The following is an 18,425-nucleotide window of genomic DNA, read 5'->3' as shown; positions in this document are numbered from 1 at the left end:
TCTTCTGCGACAGGACTTTCACCCGCAAGTTATGTGCAGCTTTGCCTAGCGCACTGGAATAACCACCAAAAGTGTTAATTCTGAATTAATCCTCTTTCCAAAAATATTCCTTTAAATGCTTTTCAAGCGCACTTACCATAGCTTTTATGTCAATTTCACCATTACTCTTTTTAAAACTGTACTTACCAGTAAAGGCGATGTGTGCCCACGCAATGGGAGATATTCTTGCAAATTGATCAATAATATCTTGACTCACACCATCTGCAAGCATCTGTTCATATACCATGTTCAAAATAACGCTGTTGTACGCAATGATACAATTTGCAACAAGCCGTACAGCATGAGCACTGATGCGATTAGCGACTATTTTCTTCCCTTTGAAAACACCACGGTATATTTTTCTAATGAGTCCCTGTAATTGATGATAGGCCTCTGTTCGGTTTCTTGCCGTTCGTATAGCTTTTCTTAGCGCCATGTTGTCAATTAAATTAAGGACATGGATGCTTTTTAAGAGCTTGTTATACTCAAATAGCGCTTTCTTTAGACTGGAGTAACGCGCAGATGAATTTATCTTTTTAACAAGGGTACTTTGGGTATTTTCCTGTAACAGTAATGATAGAAGAACCCGTAAGATGCCTCGCTTCTGAGATTTGATCAAGGGTATGTTAATAACACCCCTTGGACGAATAATCCCAGGGTAATCACTAACCGGTTTAACAGAATACAAATCACGAGCCGCTTCTTTTATATCTTTGATGCTTGGTACATAATCAACGTCTATGGAATCCAAGATCACAAAATTGAGCTGATTCAGAGAATGATTATCGCCAGTTACCATATCAATATTGATGTCTGTTTTATTTCCATTGATTAGATCATAAAGTGAATGCCCTTCATACTCATTTAACCCAATATTTTTAGCATTAACCGCAACAAAATTCGCTATTAATGTATAAACAGAAATGCCGGGTGCCTTCCCAAGGTATTTTTTTGAATACCTTGATTGAATGGTGCTTTCGCTAGTTGCCAGTTTTTGTCCATCAGCATCCCCCAATATTTTATTATCGATTAAATCCCATACCTTAAAAATAGGTAGAGAATGTACAAGGTTGCTTGCCTTATCATTTGCAGGACACATCGTATCAATACGAATATAATCTTCTTGAGTTGAACGTAAAAGACTAAACTTCAGATCGGACATTTCAGCCATTTTTTCAGTGCTAATACCAAAAGCATTCGATAAGATACATGCATTAACAGCAGTTTTAGCAGGTTTTATTTTTACATTATATCGTGTTTTCATGTGGGTAAATACAGACCACATATCGGTACGATCTCCCATATGCATCATAATATCTGGAATTTCAACTTGAGGCAGTGCCTTGAAAAAACTGTCGTCAAGTTTTTCAACACTGTCATAACTCAAACTCCATTCTTGTTCTCCCGATTTGGTTTCTTTAATGTTGAATGCTAAATTCTCACCACGATGAATACGACCAGTAGTCTTATTCCATGCACTGTTTAGCTCATTTACTGCATCATCTAATCGCTGGTCACAATAGATTGGAATTTTCAGATATCCAAACTCATTAGCAATTTTTTCGGCGTCATCCACCAGGTTTTCGCTAACCAAATCATGATCAATATCACAGTAGGACACACTGTCATTGCAGCAGAGTAACCCTTTATCCAAACGCCGATACATCTTTTGATACACAAAAAACTCAAACAAATGGGGATCTACATGTTCATCCTCTACATTCTTTTTCAAATAAGGCAGCGCGGTTTTTGAAATAGAATCCTCAATCTCTTTGGGTAATTTAAAGGACGCAGGGCCTTTTTTACGGCTGTAATGGTTTTTCAATAATGTGATAAAGTCCATGATGTCGCTGTCTTCTTTATAATAAGCGAACGAAGTGTTGAGTAATACAGGGCGCAGATAAAGGGCAAAGAGACGGGATGATTCCAAATAAAAATCTCGCCTGGCAGCTTTTTTATCAAAAGTACTACCTACTAAATACTCTGCAATGATGGGAAACTGCTTTTCCGGTAAAATTTTATAGGCTTCATGATTTAATTCTTCATGGCTAAGGCCATACTTGCGATTGGGAAACCATTTCATAAAACGAGCTAATTTGGGTAGATCAACAACCAGGCTTGCATTATATTCTGCTAGTGCTTTATCGACATGTTTTGTAGCATCAGCCAGTATAGCTCTGGTATGAAACATAAAACTTGTTATCAAATTATCCATGATTTGTTGATAACGGTGGTAAACAAAACACAATGCTTGCAACCATTGCAGCGGTTTATTAAGTCGTCGCAATCTGGAAGCAGCATACTGTTCTGCCAAATCAGCATAATATCGAATGGCATTTTTGGATAATTGAAGAGAGGGTATAAATCCCTTTGCAAATTCATATAATTCCGCGATTTCTGCTGCTTTGGCTGCTTCTTCTTTGATGGGGATATATTTAAAACTTTTCTGATCGGCACGAATGACGTTGAGTTTAGTGATTCCATCTGCTCGATTAATCAAATTTGATAATTGGTCTTGTTGCGCCTGAGGTATTGCTAGCATTAGTTTGCTAATCCGTTCATTTTCTTTGGAAAATGCTGACGTAAAGAGATCTTGCAAGCTGCGATAAGTCGGTAACAGTATTTTTTGATTATCAAAGTAAACGAGTAATTGCCGAAATGTATCGTGGCCTTTTGGGTAATATCGTAACAATTCACAGAGATGAGCCTCAACTAAATCAGCTTGCCTTGATGACCAATCTTGATAACCAAAAAAGTTTAGAATGACGTTTTTTTGCTGATTGAGACTTTGCCTGGTAATGTTGCTTGGTAAAACAGCATTTTTGATTTTGTAATACCTTTCAAGGACATAATCCACATCCGCTCGAACATCGTCAAAGGTAAATGTAAAAAATTGATGTTTGGCCTTAAAATAAGCAAGTTGCAGAATAAAGGCAGCCCGTGTTTTTGTTGTTGAATATTGACTCAACGCAGTGAGCTCTTCGTTACTCAATGAAAAATACAACTCACGTTCGCCAGCATTAAACTCTGGGCGAGCATAAAGATCTTCGATTTCTGCGTCGGTAAGTAATTGCAACCGATTTTTCAGGGACATATTTGGGTTCAAAAAAACGGAGGTTTGGATGGACTGATTTGCCAGTCAAAAAAAATCGCATTGTACGCTGATTTTTAGTAAGATAAAGCGGTTCAGTAAATCTTAGTTCAAAATATAATTTTTCGGGTAGTAAAGTGGACTATTGTATATGAAAATTGGATATGCGCGTGTTTCAACAAAAGATCAATCTTTGTCTATGCAAGTTGATGCACTTAAAAAAGCCGGTTGTAATGTAATTTATGAAGAAATTGCTAGTGGTGCAAAAACGGCAAGGCCTATGCTTGAAGAAATTATGCGAAATATTCGCGAAGATGACGTCTTGCTTGTTTGGAAGCTAGATAGGCTCGGCAGAAATCTGGCTCATCTTATCCACTTAACCAATAAATTGATTGAGAAAAAAGTTGGCCTAATCAGTTTGAACGATCCAATTGATACCTCAACTGCGCAGGGACGGATGGTTTTTGGTATTTTCGCTACGTTAGCTGAATTTGAGCGCGAATTAATTCGTGAAAGGACCCAAGCCGGATTAAATTCAGCGCGAGCTCGTGGACGTAAAGGTGGTAGACCCAAAGGGATGTCAAAAGAAGCTATGGAAAAAGCAGCTATTGCAGAAGCACTTTATAAAAATGGGACTATTCCTGTAAAAAAAATTGCTGAGCAACTGGATATTTCCAAGACCACTCTATATTTATACCTGCGGCACCGAAATGTTTGTATTGGCGAAAAAACATAAAAATTGAAACCAATTCTATTGAGTTATTTTGAGTGCAAATTAAAAACCATTTCGTGTATAATTTAATCTTTTTTTGTAATTGAGCTTACTATGCCTTATAGAGATTTCTCATCTTTTCATAACATTAAACTATTATTTGGTAGTCCCAAAGAAGGTTTAAATTATGGTTATACTTGTACTCCACATCTCCAGCCAGATCAAAGCCCTTCTTTCGATGATGATTATTTTCTTTTATTCAGACGAAGTGAATATGCTGCTCAAATTGAATTAGCTTGCTCTAAAATATTTAAAGGTCTTATGGATTATGGCCCTGAATTGGAAATTATTAAAGAAAACAATGAATTTTATATTGCGAGTAGGAGGATAAAAAATTTTAGAGAAGGTTGTCCAGATCTCAAAGAGCAAAATCAATTTCAAAATATTAAAGGTTTAGCGGCAATGTTTATAATTTGCTATTTCCTTTGTGAAACTGATATGCATTCTGGTAATTTTGGCTTGCAGGATATAGGAGATGAAAAAAGAGCATTTAGGATAGATATGGCCGAGTCTTTGGACTATGAAATGTTACGAACTACGCTTACATTATCATCGTTACAAAAAATCCCCTATATAGTTGAACAGCATTATCATGGTGTGGATCAAAGTTCTTTACCTCAAAGCTATGTCAGCTCTGAAAGTTTTCAAAATGAAAAAATAGCCATGATAAAGTTAATTGCAAACACTCCCTTTTCATTTTTTGAAGATATCATTCGTACTACGATAACATCGGATTTATACACACACCAACAAAAAATGTTAGATAAATGTCTTGCTCTAGTTGAAGATGAAGAGGAAATTCTTTCAATGAAGAATAATTTTTCTAAAATAGAAGCTAGTGAATATGACATAGAGTCTCTAATAAAATTATTAAAAAAGAGGCATGAGGGATGGCAATTATTAGCACTTGAAAAAAATCTTGATCAAGATTTTAGTTTGGCAAATCCTGCAATCTTTATGAAAGAACTAAATTTGTATCATGAAAATACGTCTGATAGTGAAGAAGATGATGAATTTTCTTATTCAGAAGGTACAAACCTGAATCATTCGTGTTCTGGTCTCGGTTTTTTCCCATTGCCACAAAATGACAGCAATGAAGATAGCCAATATAATACTGATAGTTTCACACCCATTGAATATATGAATTAATTATAGTCATTGCGAGCTCAAGGAGGAGCAGAGGCTTTCCTGAAATTAGTAAGAGAAGAACTCAGAATTAACACTTTTGGTGGTTATTCCACACGACCCCAATTACTAAAAGAATGACTTTTGTTGATTGGGGCGAGACCGCTATCCTTCATCCATTTTTTTCGTTACAGACCTGTTTAGAACAATCGATTACTCACCATGGAGTAACAGAAGGTGATTCAACCTACCTGAAATTTCAAGATGCTTGCTTCGAAAATTGGCTAGGATTAGCGACAGAAAAACAACTGTTAAATGCATTCATTGTTGCCAAACAGATCCGGCTATTTTGGAATATACTCGCATCTAACCAGTTTATGCTCAGTGTGGATCGCCAGGCCTACAAGGCCTATTATCCCAATCAACCTAGTCCGATAGCAGGTGGTTTTAAAGCACTTCTTGAAGGCATCCATTAGTCCCAAAAATTAAGTTACTATTAGAAATAATCATAATAAGCAGCTTATTAGTTCTATAAGTATTCATGATATACTACTGGCATAATTTGGCAGCAGTATCTTGTCCCGAACTGAACGTTTGTTTGATTTAATTCAATTATTACGACGTCACCGATTACCCGTGAGTGGCAAAAAACTTTCAGAAGAATTAGGCGTAAGCCTACGCACTCTGTACCGAGATATAATAACCTTACAATCCTTAGGCGCGCCCATTGAAGGTGAGCCCGGTGTTGGTTATGTGCTTAAATCTGGTTTTATGTTGCCTCCTTTGATGTTTTCAGATGATGAAATTGAGGCAATGGTGCTAGGGTCAAGTTGGGTTGCACAACGAGCGGATACTCAACTTAAAATCGCAGCTCAAAATGTGCTTGCAAAAATTTCAGCAGTCCTTCCTACTGAATTAAAACACCAACTAGAAACTTCAGGACTCTTAGTTCCCCCAGGAAAATGTGCCGAAAGTAAAGATAGTGATCTTATTCTCATTCGCAAAGCGATACGTTTAGAACGAAAAATCGAATTAGAATATCAAGATCTCCAAAACAATCATTCGACACGAATACTCTGGCCTATCGCGCTCGGCTTTTTTGATGAAGTGCATCTCATGGTGGGTTGGTGTGAACTAAGGCAGGACTTCCGTCACTTCAGAACCGATAGAATTATTCAATTATCCATTAAAGAACAAAAATATTCCGAACGCCGACAATCCCTTTTAAAGAAGTGGCGCACCCTACATAACATTCCCCAATCCTATTGAATGATGCTGACAAAAACTGTCATCCGTATGTTTTATATTCTCCAATGAATTTAGCGAAATAAAAAACAGGAAAAATCATGACATTCGACCCCAATTTAGTTCTATTTTATGTGAGCAATATAGAAAACAGTACTCATTTTTACTCAGAATTGCTCAATGCTCAGCCTATCCACACTGAGCCTGATTACGCCATGTTTTTATTAAAATCCGGTTTGCGATTGGGATTATGGTCTCAAAATTCTGCGTTACCTGCACCAACTGCATTAGGTGGCGGTAGCGAACTCGCTATTTTGGTTCCCGATGAGCAAGCCGTTGATGAACTTTTTAGAAATTATCAAACTAAGAATTTTAAAATGATACAAGAACCAACACCGATGGATTTTGGTTATACGTTTGTAACCTGCGACCCAGATGGTCATCGAATTCGCTTTTTTTCAAAGAACGGATCATGAACCAAAACTGGCTGGCTGTCGCCTGCGCGTCCCACGTGCAAATTGGAGTGGAAGGAGGGTTTATGCAAGTTTGCTACGGTAAACTTGCACCTCTAAAGAGAATAAAAGCGGACGATTGCATCATTTATTACTCGCCGACGCTGCACTTTAAAGGCATTGAAAAACTGCAAGCATTTACGGCAATTAGAATCGTTCTACCAGGTGAGCCCTATCAAGTGGATATGGGTAATGGTTTTCATCCATTTCGACGAAATGTACTTTGGGCCAATAAAAAGATTGATGTTTCGATACACACGCTTATTGAATCGCTCGAATTGACAAAAAATACCAAGAATTGGGGATACCCATTTCGTTTTGGCCTATTAAAAATCAGTGAAGCGGATAAACGCATCATTGCCAATGCCATGCAGGCTTATATTAATTAAAAACTTCTACTTTGGAGCCTTATATGACTGTTATTATACCCCAATTGACCCAGATTCAAGAATTTAAAGTAACTGGAATGAGTGTAAGAACAAAAAATGAAGAGGATTTTAATCCCAAAACTGCACGAATACCTCATCTTTGGGAGCAATTTCTTGATTCAAAAATCAAAACACAACAAGATAGCCCCGTTTATGGCGTGTATCACCATTATGAGTCCGACTCATCAGGGTACTATACAGTTACTGCTGGGATAGGAATTGTGAATGAATCCAAAGCTACGCACTTGGATAGAGTCACTATAAACGCGGGCAACTATCTGGTTTTTAAAGCAATTGGGCCTAATCCCTCAGCAATCATTAATGCCTGGCAAACTATTTGGAGCTATTTTAATGAAAAGCCAAAATACGAAAGAATCTACCTCACTGATTTTGAGCTCTATAAAACGCCTCATGAAAGTGCAGTATACATAGGCATAAAATAACTAACATAAGATATTAACTATGACAACAACTCTAAATAAAACCGAAATGATGGAGTCACTCAAAACACTTAGAAGCGAGCTCGAGTTACTTAAAAAGCCTTATTCGCAGCCAAAAACAATCTATTATAAAACGGGGCCGGGAGATTATGCAGAGCATGACCAATTTATAGGTGTAAGCGTCCCTGAATTAAGAAAAGTCGCCAAACGTTATCAAACCGTATTACCCTTTTCTTTGTTACAAGAGTTGTTGTATTCATCTATTAATGAAGAACGCTTATTAGCGCTATTAATGTTAGTAACTCATTATCAAAAAGGAGATATAGACCTCAAGCAAACGATTTTTCAATTTTATTTAACTCATATCAATCAGATTAATAACTGGAATTTGGTTGACGCTTCAGCCCATTGGATTGTTGGGGCGCATTTATTAGATAAGGACAAAACACTCCTCTTCACCCTTGCAGAAAGCACTAACCTTTGGGAAAAACGTATCGCCATTGTCGCCACTTGGTATTTTATTCGAAATAATCATTTTGATTGCACTCTTAAACTTGCAGAAAAACTGCTATGCGACGATCATGATTTAATTCATAAGGCCGTAGGCTGGATGTTACGAGAAGTAGGAAAACGTAACCAAGCTATCCTCATCGAATTTTTAGATAGCCATGCTTATCGAATGCCAAGAACCATGCTGCGCTACGCCATTGAACGATTGATGCCAATAACGCGAAAAAGTTATTTATTAGCTAAGCCAATCGAATGCATTTAGAATCATGGTTGTTCATGAAATAAAGCAATTAGTTCTTTACTGGAAGAACATCCTAAGGACTCCATCAATTTAGCAATCATTCCTTCAACTGTTCTGTAAGAAACATGAGTTTCACGCGCAATTTCTTTAGCTGTTTTTCCTTGTGCCAACAACTTCAGGTATATGGCTTGTTGTTCAGTTAGCTCAACTTTCGTGTGAAATTCCTTATGGTATAAAGTAAAATCTTTTTTCTCCAAAATTGATGTTAGGTTTTTTTGGGGTAACATTTCTTCATTCCCCACCACAGCCGTCACAATACAACGTGTATGCTCCTCTAATTTCCCATCATCACCATGCATAGTGAGTGTAGCAACCTCTTTATATAAATTATCTCGCTCATCATGTAGTTGCTCAAAAAAATCGCTCAAACTTGGTATAGGCAATAAACTTGTAGTATTGCGTGCAGTACGATCGATTTGGACCGGAGTACTCACATCCAAAAATACAGTCATTTCATCGTGCAATAACTGACGATTTTTTAATGACAAAACAACGCTGGAATCCGTTGTCACAATGATATGCTCTTGGGTGCAAAGGGAAGTTAATATATCAAACTGACATTCATAAAAAGCATCACTCCCAGGGCCTCCAAGTATTTCCCACACATGTCGTCCAACATGGAACTCTAACCCCAAATCCGCATCGACAAATCGCCACCCTAATGATTGAGACACAGACTTTGCTAATAATCCTTTACCCGCACCATGATGACCAACAATAAAAATTCGTTGAGGTTGATTCATTCTTACTATCTCCTAAAACTAAATGATGTAATAATTATACAAATAGACCATAAGATGCATCAATACGTAGAACTACGTGAGTATTGAGTATAGGATTATTATTCTAATCTAACAGAAAAATTAATTTTGGGAAAAATAGCAGTATTTTTTTCTTCCAAGCATTCACTTGAGAGTACACTGATTGATAAGATAACAAGCAAAACATTGCTAACAATTTCTATGAGTAAATATTCTATGCCCAACTATCTGCATCTCGCCCTGAAATCCGAACGACTTCAGTTAATCCCTATTTCACTAAACTATGCCGAAGAGTTGTGCAAAGAATTTACCGCTGAAATTACAGAACATATGTGGCCAAGTGCTCCGAAAACTCAAGAAGAAATTAACCAGCATATTTCTGAACAACAAATCAAAATGCAGGAAGGCACTGAAATCGCATTAGTCATTTTAAACGAAGAAAACCAAGCTTTTTTAGGATATGCCTGCCTGCACCAAGCGAATACGAAAACACCCGAATTAGGTATTTGGTTAAAGAAAAGTGCTCATGGATTTCACTATGGTTTTGAAACAATTAATTTATTAAAAACATGGGCTGAAACTAATCTTGTTTATGATTATCTAAAATATCCAGTTGTAAGACATAATATCCCAAGTCGCAAACTTGCCGAAAAAATGGGTGGCATCATTCAAGATGAATACATCAAAACAAGTGAATCAGGCAAGTTGCTTGATGAAGTAGAATATCGATTTTATGGTGTACCAATGACAAATACACAACCCATGAATATTACTGAAAGCTTAGTGCGCGAGCTCATTGCTCAGCAATTTCCACAGTGGAGTCATCTGCCTATTCAAGCTGTAAACAATAGCGGTTGGGACAATAGAACCTTTCACCTAGGTACAGAAATGCTCATTCGTATGCCAAGCAGCGCCGAATACGCAGGACAAGTGGAAAAAGAGCAAGCATGGTTACCCCAATTGGCCCCACATCTTCCTCTTCCGATACCCGCACCGCTTGCGATGGGAAAACCCAGTACCCTGTATCCTTGGAAGTGGTCCATTAATCATTGGCTTCCTGGAGAAACAGCAGCGGTTACTCCCATTAATGATTTACCTGAATTTGCACATGATTTAGCTCTATTTCTTAAAGCGCTCCAGAGCATCAATTCAATAGGCGGTCCTCTTGCTGGGCCCCAGAGTTTTTATCGTGGTGGTGATTTAGCAGTTTATGATTCAGAGACACACAAAGCCATCGAAAATTTGAAGGACAATATAGATTTTCATTCTGCAACACAAGTTTGGGAAAAAGCACTCTCCACCTCATGGCAAAATCCACCAGTATGGGTCCATGGTGATGTGAGTGTTGGCAATTTATTGCTTTCTCAAGGAAAATTAAGTGCGGTTATCGATTTTGGCCAACTCGCAATCGGCGATCCTGCTTGCGATCTTGCTATTGCCTGGACACTATTTGAAGGAAAAAGTCGGAGCATTTTTTTAGAAACACTAGAACTTGACTCAAAGACTTGGGAACGAGGACGTGCCTGGGCTTTATGGAAATCAATGATGTACCTTGTGAATCAACAAACAGAGATGAATTTTGAAGCAAAAAGAGCATTGCGCACAATTCATGAAGTGATCGAGGATCATAGGAAACTATCATGAAGAATCCTCACATAGAATGGGCACTTAGTGCCTTAAACAATTTAGGATTTCAAATTGAACCCACCAAGCCCGAAATAATTCTCGATACAGCTTGGTCAGAAGTGTGTCGCTTTCAAACGAACTTTGGATTGGTTTATTTGAAGAAGGTTCCTTCTGCATTGTCATTAGAAACCAACGTCATTCAGCTATTGCAGCAACAATTCAATGCTCCTGTTCCGCAAATCTTGGCTCATAATCAGGAACTAAACTGTTTTTTAATGCAAGATGCTGGCATTCCTTTACATGATGTCTTTAAACAGGAATTTAGACCTAACCTTTTAATTGATGCCATTCATCATTACACAAAGCTGCAGATAGACTCAGCAGATAAAATAAACCTCCTTCTTGATTTAGGCGTCCCTGATTGGCGCCTGCAACAATTGCCAAGACTTTATAACCAATTAATGAATGAAGAAGAGTTATTAATTGGCGATGGATTAACTCAAAAAGAATTAAAACAATTAAAAAATTTAGAGAGTAAATTACAAATTCTTTGTGACCAATTAGCCAGTTTCAAAGTGCCTGATACTTTTGGCCATGCCGATTTTCATGATAAAAATATCTTAGTGAATCTCAATACTCATCAAACCACGCTGATTGATTTAGGGGAAGTTGTTATTACTCATCCTTTTTTCTCATTCGTTAATTGTTTGTATCGTGCAACAGAACATTTAAAACTACCAAGCAGTCAATATAAGAAATTACAGGAGGATTGTTTTAAAAACTGGCTCTCGATAGAGTCCTCTGCGCATTTGCTTGAGATCATTGCAATTATTGAACAATGTTGGGCTATACATGCGGTGTTGGGCGAGTATCGCCTAATTAAAAGCATCGACCCCATCGCATCAATAACACTGTGTCGACAAGGCCGATTTGCTGGAAAATTAAGAGCTTGGATAGAACAATAAAGCGCTATTATTGACGGACCAACCGGATATTTTCTCTACCAAAAGGACTATTTTCTGTGGAGCGATAGGGGTTAATATCCAATCCTCCTCGCCGAGTATAACGTCCATAGATTGATAATATTTCCGGTTTGCAACAGTTCATAATATCCACAAAAATCCGTTCAATACATTGTTCATGAAACTCGTTATGATTTCTAAAGGAAACAAGGTATTTTAATAAGCCTTCTTGATTAATCTTTTTTCCTTTATACGCAATTTGTATGCTTCCCCAATCGGGTTGATTAGTCACCAAGCAATTTGATTTTAATAGGTTAGAATACAATCTTTCTTCCACTAACTCGTTTTGAACACTAAGAAATGATGGCTCAACCAAATAGACAGAGCATTCAACATCGAGATGGTCAATGCACTCACCTTTCGGTATTTGTGATACAGCGTAGTGTTTTGCTTGTTCCAAAAGATAAATTTTAACTGAAACTGGAGCTTCTATACGTGCTTCTAAATCATTTTTTATTGTATTTTCTAACTCACTAATACTTTTTATTTTGGTATTATTGAATGAATTAAAATAAAGTTTTAATGACTTGGATTCGATGAGTTTGGGCGAGTTACAATCATAAAAAATTTCACCAATCCCAACCATCGGTTTACCTTTTTCGTTGAGCCAAGAGACTTCATAATGATTCCAGCAGTCAAAACCCACAAAAGGAGGATGGGGGCAGGATCAATGCCAATTTCTTGTCGCTTACCTGCTCTGGGAATAGGATAGAGTCGATTGGGATTATAGGTGGAATCATAGTCTGATTTTTTACCTAACTCTGATTCATTAACGGATTGATATTTTTTTAATACAGCATCGCTCATAGTATTTAACTCCAATATTTCAATAATTTTTGCACTACTTTGCCAATTGATTGGCTGGTTTATTTCCAGTTGACTGGCAATATACGTTAACAAAGAGGCTGCTTCATTTATTTTATTAGCCTTTTCACTCAATTCGCGGGCTTGAAGGCTCATTGATGCGGCCAGATTAAAGTTTGGATTCGCAAGGATTTCTTTAATAGTAGATAAAGAGAATCCAAGGAATTTTAAGGTGATAATTTGTTGTAAAATAAGTAAATCAGTTTCAGAATACAAACGATAGCCAGAATCAGAGCGCTTTGTTGGTTTTAACAAACCTACTTCATCATAGTATTGCAATGACCGAATTGAAAGAGAGGTCATTTGGCTGATTTCTTTAATTTGATAATATTTCATAAGCATCATCTCCTTAATTGATGATTCTAAGCTATCACGCAACGTGAGGGTCAATAGTCATTTTATTCAAGAGAATAAAAAAATTGTTTGTTTCATGTTAAGATGTGCCGCTTCATAGTTATATTTACTGCATAGTGGTTATTATGAGCCCAAATACTATTCAATTAAATCAAAATCATGGGGGACCACTCCACTACCTCGGAAATAGGTACCTCACTCTTCCAGATTTAACAGGACATATGTCCCCTGATACCAGCTGGTTGAATGAACATTTCTCTGTATTATTGGCGAATAATAAAGGCCAAAAATACAAGAAAGCTATTGAGCCTTTTTCAGGTTCTGCTTCTTGGAGCTTGGCTGCAATGGAGGTTGGCCTTGCAGAAGAATATATTGTCAATGACAGCAATAAAGTTCTGATTAATATACTTCAATTAATTAGAGACAATCCTACGCTTGTTAAAACCTCTTATGCTGCGTTAATAGAAAAATATGATGTTTCCCTATCGAAGAAAGATTTTTTCCTTAAAGTGATTGAGAATTACAACCAGACAACTGATGAGGAAAAACCATTATTGCTCCCCTTTATCATCAATCATTCATGGGGAGGAATTCTTTTTTATGATAAAGAACTGAATATTATCTATCGCGAAGGTGAATTATTTGAAGGAAAAAACGCCAATCGATTTCTTGAACATGCAAATTTGTCGTTGGAAATGTTCTTGTGTGAGATTGACCGAGTATCTAACCTTCTTAATGTAAATCAAGTTTCATTCAGAAGTGGTGATTTTATGGACGTGATTTCGATCGCGACACCTGGTGATTTTGTGGCGCTGAATCCTCCTTATCCAGAGAATGAGCACTCAACGTTTGAAAAAGCTGGGATGTATACTGAACTTTATTCACCTGAAAAACTGCACCAAAATTTGGTTCACATCGTTCACTATCTTGAAAGCCAAGGTATTCATTATTACATGACTTATGGGTTTTATAATCCCAAATTCAGAAACTACGTCTTAGCTAATAAGAACCAGCAACCAATTAATTACTTTCGTGTTCTCGGTTATAAGCATTGTGCTTTTGGAATAGGCCTTGATCAGATGTACTTTACTTCCCAGTTTTCAATTCCCAAAAGGATAAACATATTCAAAGCAGAAGAGGTTTTAGGGAACCAAGATTTAACACCTGAAGAAGCACTAGAACAATTTAAACGACTTTCAAAAAAATGTTTTGCTGTTATTTACCGAGCCTTTATTAAGCCTGGGCTTGAGATGGAGTATCAAAAGGCCTGGCATCAGGTCGCTTCCTATTTTGTGCAATATCGCGGAGCGTTAGGTTCTTGCCTGCATAAAACTAACGATGGTATGTGGCTTGCCTATTCTCGTTGGCCAGATAAAGCGACTCGAGATGCTTCTTGGCCAGGCGACAATGCACCATCTGAGATGTTACCTGATGACATTAAAAAAGCGCTTATAACCATTCAAGAGAGTATTGATCAAACGCAAAAACTACCCGAAATTACTATGGAAGTTATCGATGATTTATTGTATTCAAACTAATTTTAGAAGATATAACTCATGAATCAAGCCGCAAATTACCAACTAGAGCTTGTTATAGACCCCAAGCTACTAGAACAGCAAGATAAAATTATTCGTGATGGGATAGTAAATTTTAATGCTCCTTTTACGGGAACCAAACCAGAGCGTTACTCAATCTATGTGAAAGATAACGAAGGTACTATTATTGGCGGTGCTATTGTATATGCTCATAAAAGCTCAATATACGTTGATGTCCTCTGGGTTAATGAAGAATACCGTGGTCTTGGTATTGGTGCTGAGATATTACGCAACGTTGAAGTCGAAGCAATTAAACGAGGGATTCCAGCATCAACATTAGATACTTTTTCTTTTCAGGCAGAAGGGTTTTATTTAAAACAAGGCTATCAGCATTTAGGAACAATTAACAAATACCTAGAAGGACATGATCGGATCTATTTGAGAAAACAATTGAAGAAAGAGTAAAGGCATATCCCCCATAAAAGAAATATACCTTGAAAAAGAACAGAACAAACGAAGCATCTATTTTCCGAAGTTGATCTTTTATTGGAACTGATCGTAAAAATTCATAAATGAATTAGAAAGGAAAGGGAGGTAGCTGACTCTTATCTCTAAGCCAGAATGGATGATGCCATTCTTCATAGATAGAAACTGGCATATTGCTTTGCTTAAATTCATCAAAAGATAAGCCGCAAAGAATCCATTTAAGGAATTCCCCGCAAGTTTCTGGACTTATTAAGTGACCGGACTGATAAGCCTCATCAAACATTTTATGCAAATGAAATGAAGTTGTTTCTCTTAAAATTTTTTGAATTCTTGTATCCACTTCCCCTGGAATAACACAAAACACACCGATATTTTTCTCGGCTAACTCTTTTCTCACAATAGCCGTTACTTCATCCAAACCTGCTTTACTGGCACAGTATGTTGAACTTTCTTTAAGTTTCAAAGTGGCTGCCCTTGATGTAACAAATAAAATCCGAGACTTCTCAGGCATCCCTACCGCGAGAAGTGCTGTTAGTTTCATGGGAGCTAATAAATTAACCTGGAACACTGCGTCAATACTGTCACAATCATATTCAGTTAACGGACGTGGAGGGCTTTTCATTCCTGCATTATGAACTAAAAGATGAAGCGGTATATCAGATTCATTAATAATTTTTGCAACCTGTTCAATATCACTATTGCGGGTAAAATCCGATTGAATGGGAACAAAACGAGGAAATAGCGCTTTAGTATTCATCATGAAGCATTCCTTGAAACTTAAGTTAATTTCGTGCGATATGGTAATCAAAGTTGAATAAAGTTAACAGTTTATTCTTAATTCACGTGTTACTAATTGAGTTAATTCTGTAATACTCGCCTTGACTTGAATAATAGTAGGCAAAACCTGAAGAACCTGTTCAACACCAATATTCTGCTGCTCGCTATCAGAGCTAAAAGAACGCTCTATATTATACACCAGCCAATTGATCCAATTACCAAGAACACCATAAAAGGCGGCCTCTAAATGATCCTGATTTATAGTTAATCCAGATGATGCATATATTTTTAGCATTTTTATAAATAAAGATTTATGAAAAAATGGGGTAGTAATTCCACTCCAATCAAGAGCACAATTGACTATTTCATAGGTAGGATTAAGTTTTCGCGCAGACTCCCAATCGATGAGAAATGGAGTATCATTTTTATCCCATAAAACATTTTTTTGATCCAGATCGCCATGGGTTACTACACTACTACTTTGTAAAATAGGTATTACTTTTTGATAGAGCTCATTAAGCTCAATTATAATTCGTTGATTACTTTTTAATTGCTCTTTAAACACCAAATTTTGGCTTGCTGACTGGTCTATTAACACACTAATTTTTTCATTGGTATGAATATCAAATTCTTGAGTGCTTAGTTCAGGGACATTAAGATTAATACAATGAATTTTTGCCAAAAAGGCAGCTATTTTAAGTGCATGCACCTCAGATATAGCGTCTTTATTTAATGCTTTTGCTGCTATCCAAGGATAAACAAGAAAAGCTTCATCTTCCGAAAGGATTAAATAATTATTTTCTATTTTTAGAGCATGGATTGCAGGTATCGTATGCTTGGAAAATAGGAAGGCTATCTCTTCTGTCAATTCATATTGGGATTTAACTTCTTCAGTCAATTGGATCCTGCTATTGAGTTGTTTTACAGCAAACTGCGAGCCATTGCACTCCAGATACCACATTTTATGTAAAAGACCGCCATAGACTCTTTGAGGCAAGTCACAAGGTTGGTTTATCTTTAATTTTTTACAGATTGTTTCTAGCTGACTTCTATTCACTATGAACCGCCTTAAGAATGCCTTGTGTTTCTAACTCTTCATTAAAAAATTTAACAAAAAATGTTTTGCTTAACTTGGGATTTTTTTTATTGATTCTCGTAAATTCTGCTGTAAAACCGCATTTCTTATAAAATTCTGGCGCTTGAAATGCACTAGTCACTAAATTGATATTATTAAAGCCCTGACCTTTGAAATGATGTTCTAGAGCAAGCAATAACTGCTTACCATACCCTTTACCACGATAAGCGCTATCTACCCAAATATCATCCACATAAATTTCAGAAAATGCTGTATAGGCATTAATCACCCCAAAAACTTCTCCTTGGGCAGAAGAAATAGTCACTGAAAAACATCGATAATTGACGTCGATACCATGCTGAGCCTCATAGGCAACAAATCCCTTTGTCATTCGGTTTTCTGTTGTCTCATCAAGCTCATCAACAAATTGGATTTGATATTCTTTCTTGCTTTCTAAAGGTTCCCCTACATTCTGTACATTACTATCAAAACGAAAAATAACTCGCTGAGGCTGATGTGGATCATAATTGACTGTTTTAATTTCTTCCTGGAAATTACCCATTGTAATTTTTGCAATAGTTTTGCGCCAAAAGTTAAGCGCTGGCTTATTTTCCGGAATCACAGAAATTTCCCATAAGCCTGGATGCATGTTCCAAAGTTCAGAGGAAACCAAAAAACCTAAACCTTTGCCTTGAAACTTTGCAGTAATGAAAAACTCGCCCATATTCCACATAGTATCTGGGTAAATTCCTTCTTGATTTAATAGGGCAAAACCTGCTAATTCATTACCTACTTTAATCAGAAAGGCTTTTCTTGTCGGCTCTTCAAAGTATTTTTTAAAATCGAAGCTTTCATAAAGGCCATCGGGAGGCAAAGCCCAATCCTCTGAAATAAAACCGCAGTCACGAGAGAGTTCATATACATAAAATCGTGCCATATTTTGGATGATAGGATAATCATCTAATGTTGCTGTCTCAATTTTTAAAGCAGATTGTAATTCTTTGATGTTCACAGCACTTTCCTTAAATACAGTTTTGCCATATGACCTTCATTCTGATAACCAAGCGATTTGTAAAAATCATGAGAGCCCTCTTTGGCTCGCCTAAGTCCCGATGTCAAATCAATGATACAGGGACTAAACTGCCTGGCAAATTCCTCAACAGTAATCATAAGCTTTTTACCTATTCCTTGATTACGATATCCTTGGTCGACCACAAGGCCTTCAATATGAAATCTTGTTGTTTCTGAAACAAAAAGATAGCTCTTAGACCAAGCAATCCAACCAACAACTTTTCCAGCAATTTCCGCAAGAAGAACACCGTAATGCAGTTCATTAGTAAATAGCTCAAGTCTTCTTTGCAACTCATCAGGCGATTGCGGATAGCCCAATTGCTCCATTAAAGGGTGAAGATGTTGAGCATCATCAATTACTGCTTTGCGGATAATCAATTCAACAGACATT

Annotated in this window: 18 protein-coding genes and 2 pseudogenes; 12 read left to right on the top strand and 8 right to left on the bottom strand. The window is 37.0% G+C overall.

The genetic code is table 11. The annotated features are described in order from the left end of the window. Positions 1-85: 85 nt before the first annotated feature. Positions 86-3,133 (bottom strand): Tn3 family transposase, encoded by a 3,048-nt coding sequence (locus Lgra_RS00515; RefSeq protein ID WP_058497414.1) that lies wholly within the window; start codon positions 3,131-3,133, stop codon positions 86-88. A 148-nt stretch (positions 3,134-3,281) separates the two neighbouring features. On the opposite strand from Lgra_RS00515, the gene Lgra_RS00510 reads away from it, so the two are divergent. The 8 genes from Lgra_RS00510 to Lgra_RS00475 all read left to right on the top strand — a co-directional run bounded on the left by Lgra_RS00510 (position 3,282) and on the right by Lgra_RS00475 (position 8,424). Further along, positions 3,282-3,866, top strand: a complete 585-nt coding sequence (locus tag Lgra_RS00510) for a recombinase family protein (protein ID WP_058497413.1) — start codon at positions 3,282-3,284, stop codon at positions 3,864-3,866. Between the two features lie 90 nt (positions 3,867-3,956). Then, complete coding sequence (locus Lgra_RS00505) at positions 3,957-5,051, top strand: hypothetical protein (RefSeq protein WP_058497412.1); 1,095 nt, start codon at positions 3,957-3,959, stop codon at positions 5,049-5,051. 113 nt (positions 5,052-5,164) lie between these two features. Next, positions 5,165-5,503: a hypothetical protein gene (locus Lgra_RS00500; RefSeq protein WP_238584314.1), complete on the top strand. Its 339-nt coding sequence runs from the start codon at positions 5,165-5,167 to the stop codon at positions 5,501-5,503. Positions 5,504-5,603: 100 nt separating this feature from the next. Next, positions 5,604-6,296, top strand: coding sequence for a helix-turn-helix transcriptional regulator (locus Lgra_RS00495; RefSeq protein WP_014845055.1), 693 nt, complete (start codon positions 5,604-5,606; stop codon positions 6,294-6,296). 77 nt (positions 6,297-6,373) lie between these two features. Further along, positions 6,374-6,748, top strand: a complete 375-nt coding sequence (locus Lgra_RS00490; RefSeq protein WP_014845054.1) for a VOC family protein — start codon at positions 6,374-6,376, stop codon at positions 6,746-6,748. Further along, positions 6,745-7,173 (top strand): EVE domain-containing protein, encoded by a 429-nt coding sequence (locus tag Lgra_RS00485; protein ID WP_014845053.1) that lies wholly within the window; start codon positions 6,745-6,747, stop codon positions 7,171-7,173. Before Lgra_RS00490 ends, Lgra_RS00485 begins: the two co-directional genes overlap by 4 nt. A 23-nt stretch (positions 7,174-7,196) precedes the next feature. Continuing rightward, positions 7,197-7,655, top strand: a complete 459-nt coding sequence (locus Lgra_RS00480) for a GyrI-like domain-containing protein (protein WP_014845052.1) — start codon at positions 7,197-7,199, stop codon at positions 7,653-7,655. Between the two features lie 19 nt (positions 7,656-7,674). Then, positions 7,675-8,424, top strand: a complete 750-nt coding sequence (locus Lgra_RS00475; RefSeq protein ID WP_014845051.1) for a DNA alkylation repair protein — start codon at positions 7,675-7,677, stop codon at positions 8,422-8,424. A gap of 2 nt (positions 8,425-8,426) precedes the next feature. On the opposite strand, the gene Lgra_RS00470 is transcribed toward Lgra_RS00475, so the two are convergent. After that, the gene (locus Lgra_RS00470; RefSeq protein WP_014845050.1) at positions 8,427-9,206 is read right to left on the bottom strand and encodes a shikimate kinase; all 780 of its coding nucleotides are present in this window, start codon (positions 9,204-9,206) and stop codon (positions 8,427-8,429) included. Positions 9,207-9,440: 234 nt separating this feature from the next. Here Lgra_RS00470 and Lgra_RS00465 point away from each other — a divergent pair, with 234 nt between their 5' ends. After that, positions 9,441-10,868 (top strand): GNAT family N-acetyltransferase, encoded by a 1,428-nt coding sequence (locus Lgra_RS00465; protein ID WP_019350464.1) that lies wholly within the window; start codon positions 9,441-9,443, stop codon positions 10,866-10,868. Continuing rightward, positions 10,865-11,815, top strand: a complete 951-nt coding sequence (locus tag Lgra_RS00460) for an aminoglycoside phosphotransferase family protein (RefSeq protein ID WP_014845048.1) — start codon at positions 10,865-10,867, stop codon at positions 11,813-11,815. Before Lgra_RS00465 ends, Lgra_RS00460 begins: the two co-directional genes overlap by 4 nt. Positions 11,816-11,822: 7 nt before the next feature. Here Lgra_RS00460 and queF read toward each other — a convergent pair. Both queF and Lgra_RS18145 read right to left on the bottom strand, forming a co-directional pair. Continuing rightward, positions 11,823-12,679 (bottom strand): annotated as a pseudogene (queF, locus tag Lgra_RS00455) (NADPH-dependent 7-cyano-7-deazaguanine reductase QueF). A 240-nt stretch (positions 12,680-12,919) separates the two neighbouring features. Next, a pseudogene (locus Lgra_RS18145) lies at positions 12,920-13,039 on the bottom strand (MerR family DNA-binding transcriptional regulator); the annotation flags it as partial. Positions 13,040-13,215: 176 nt separating this feature from the next. Between Lgra_RS18145 and Lgra_RS17290 the strand changes: the two are divergent. Beyond that, a complete protein-coding gene (locus Lgra_RS17290; protein ID WP_019350465.1) occupies positions 13,216-14,628 on the top strand; it encodes a DNA adenine methylase in 1,413 nt (470 codons plus the stop codon). An 18-nt stretch (positions 14,629-14,646) separates the two neighbouring features. Then, positions 14,647-15,090: a GNAT family N-acetyltransferase gene (locus tag Lgra_RS00445; protein ID WP_014845044.1), complete on the top strand. Its 444-nt coding sequence runs from the start codon at positions 14,647-14,649 to the stop codon at positions 15,088-15,090. 112 nt (positions 15,091-15,202) lie between these two features. Here the strand turns inward: Lgra_RS00445 and Lgra_RS00440 are convergent, their stop codons facing one another. Genes Lgra_RS00440 through Lgra_RS00425 form a run of 4 tightly spaced genes read right to left on the bottom strand, consistent with a single transcriptional unit; the run spans position 15,203 to position 18,424 of the window. Beyond that, positions 15,203-15,871: an SDR family oxidoreductase gene (locus Lgra_RS00440; RefSeq protein ID WP_014845043.1), complete on the bottom strand. Its 669-nt coding sequence runs from the start codon at positions 15,869-15,871 to the stop codon at positions 15,203-15,205. A 60-nt stretch (positions 15,872-15,931) separates the two neighbouring features. After that, positions 15,932-16,945, bottom strand: a complete 1,014-nt coding sequence (locus tag Lgra_RS00435; protein WP_014845042.1) for an aminoglycoside phosphotransferase family protein — start codon at positions 16,943-16,945, stop codon at positions 15,932-15,934. Then, entirely contained in the window at positions 16,938-17,975 is a 1,038-nt protein-coding gene (locus tag Lgra_RS00430; protein ID WP_014845041.1) for a GNAT family N-acetyltransferase, read from the bottom strand. Before Lgra_RS00430 ends, Lgra_RS00435 begins: the two co-directional genes overlap by 8 nt. Next, positions 17,972-18,424 carry a GNAT family N-acetyltransferase gene (locus tag Lgra_RS00425; RefSeq protein WP_014845040.1) on the bottom strand — a complete coding sequence of 151 codons (453 nt, stop codon included), beginning with the start codon at positions 18,422-18,424 and terminating at the stop codon, positions 17,972-17,974. The genes Lgra_RS00430 and Lgra_RS00425 overlap by 4 nt, the downstream gene beginning before the upstream one ends. Position 18,425 lies beyond the last annotated feature (1 nt).

Source organism: Legionella gratiana (assembly GCF_001467695.1).
In the GTDB taxonomy this organism is placed as follows: Bacteria; Pseudomonadota; Gammaproteobacteria; order Legionellales; family Legionellaceae; genus Legionella; species Legionella gratiana.
Note: the sequence above shows the minus strand (reverse complement) of the source record. Positions and strands in the feature narration are given on the sequence as shown.

Bases quoted from the DNA above. Each gene is read 5' to 3' on its own strand.
- Lgra_RS00465 (WP_019350464.1), top strand. From the start codon at position 9,441: ATGCCCAACTATCTGCATCTCGCCCTGAAATCCGAACGACTTCAGTTA.
- Lgra_RS00490 (WP_014845054.1), top strand. From the start codon at position 6,374: ATGACATTCGACCCCAATTTAGTTCTATTTTATGTGAGCAATATAGAA.
- Lgra_RS00480 (WP_014845052.1), top strand. From the start codon at position 7,197: ATGACTGTTATTATACCCCAATTGACCCAGATTCAAGAATTTAAAGTA.
- Lgra_RS00470 (WP_014845050.1), bottom strand. From the start codon at position 9,206: ATGAATCAACCTCAACGAATTTTTATTGTTGGTCATCATGGTGCGGGT.
- Lgra_RS00440 (WP_014845043.1), bottom strand. From the start codon at position 15,871: ATGATGAATACTAAAGCGCTATTTCCTCGTTTTGTTCCCATTCAATCG.
- Lgra_RS00500 (WP_238584314.1), top strand. From the start codon at position 5,165: ATGACTTTTGTTGATTGGGGCGAGACCGCTATCCTTCATCCATTTTTT.
- Lgra_RS00505 (WP_058497412.1), top strand. From the start codon at position 3,957: ATGCCTTATAGAGATTTCTCATCTTTTCATAACATTAAACTATTATTT.
- Lgra_RS00425 (WP_014845040.1), bottom strand. From the start codon at position 18,424: ATGTCTGTTGAATTGATTATCCGCAAAGCAGTAATTGATGATGCTCAA.
- Lgra_RS17290 (WP_019350465.1), top strand. From the start codon at position 13,216: ATGAGCCCAAATACTATTCAATTAAATCAAAATCATGGGGGACCACTC.
- Lgra_RS00445 (WP_014845044.1), top strand. From the start codon at position 14,647: ATGAATCAAGCCGCAAATTACCAACTAGAGCTTGTTATAGACCCCAAG.
- Lgra_RS00475 (WP_014845051.1), top strand. From the start codon at position 7,675: ATGACAACAACTCTAAATAAAACCGAAATGATGGAGTCACTCAAAACA.
- Lgra_RS00515 (WP_058497414.1), bottom strand. From the start codon at position 3,133: ATGTCCCTGAAAAATCGGTTGCAATTACTTACCGACGCAGAAATCGAA.
- Lgra_RS00510 (WP_058497413.1), top strand. From the start codon at position 3,282: ATGAAAATTGGATATGCGCGTGTTTCAACAAAAGATCAATCTTTGTCT.
- Lgra_RS00485 (WP_014845053.1), top strand. From the start codon at position 6,745: ATGAACCAAAACTGGCTGGCTGTCGCCTGCGCGTCCCACGTGCAAATT.
- Lgra_RS00460 (WP_014845048.1), top strand. From the start codon at position 10,865: ATGAAGAATCCTCACATAGAATGGGCACTTAGTGCCTTAAACAATTTA.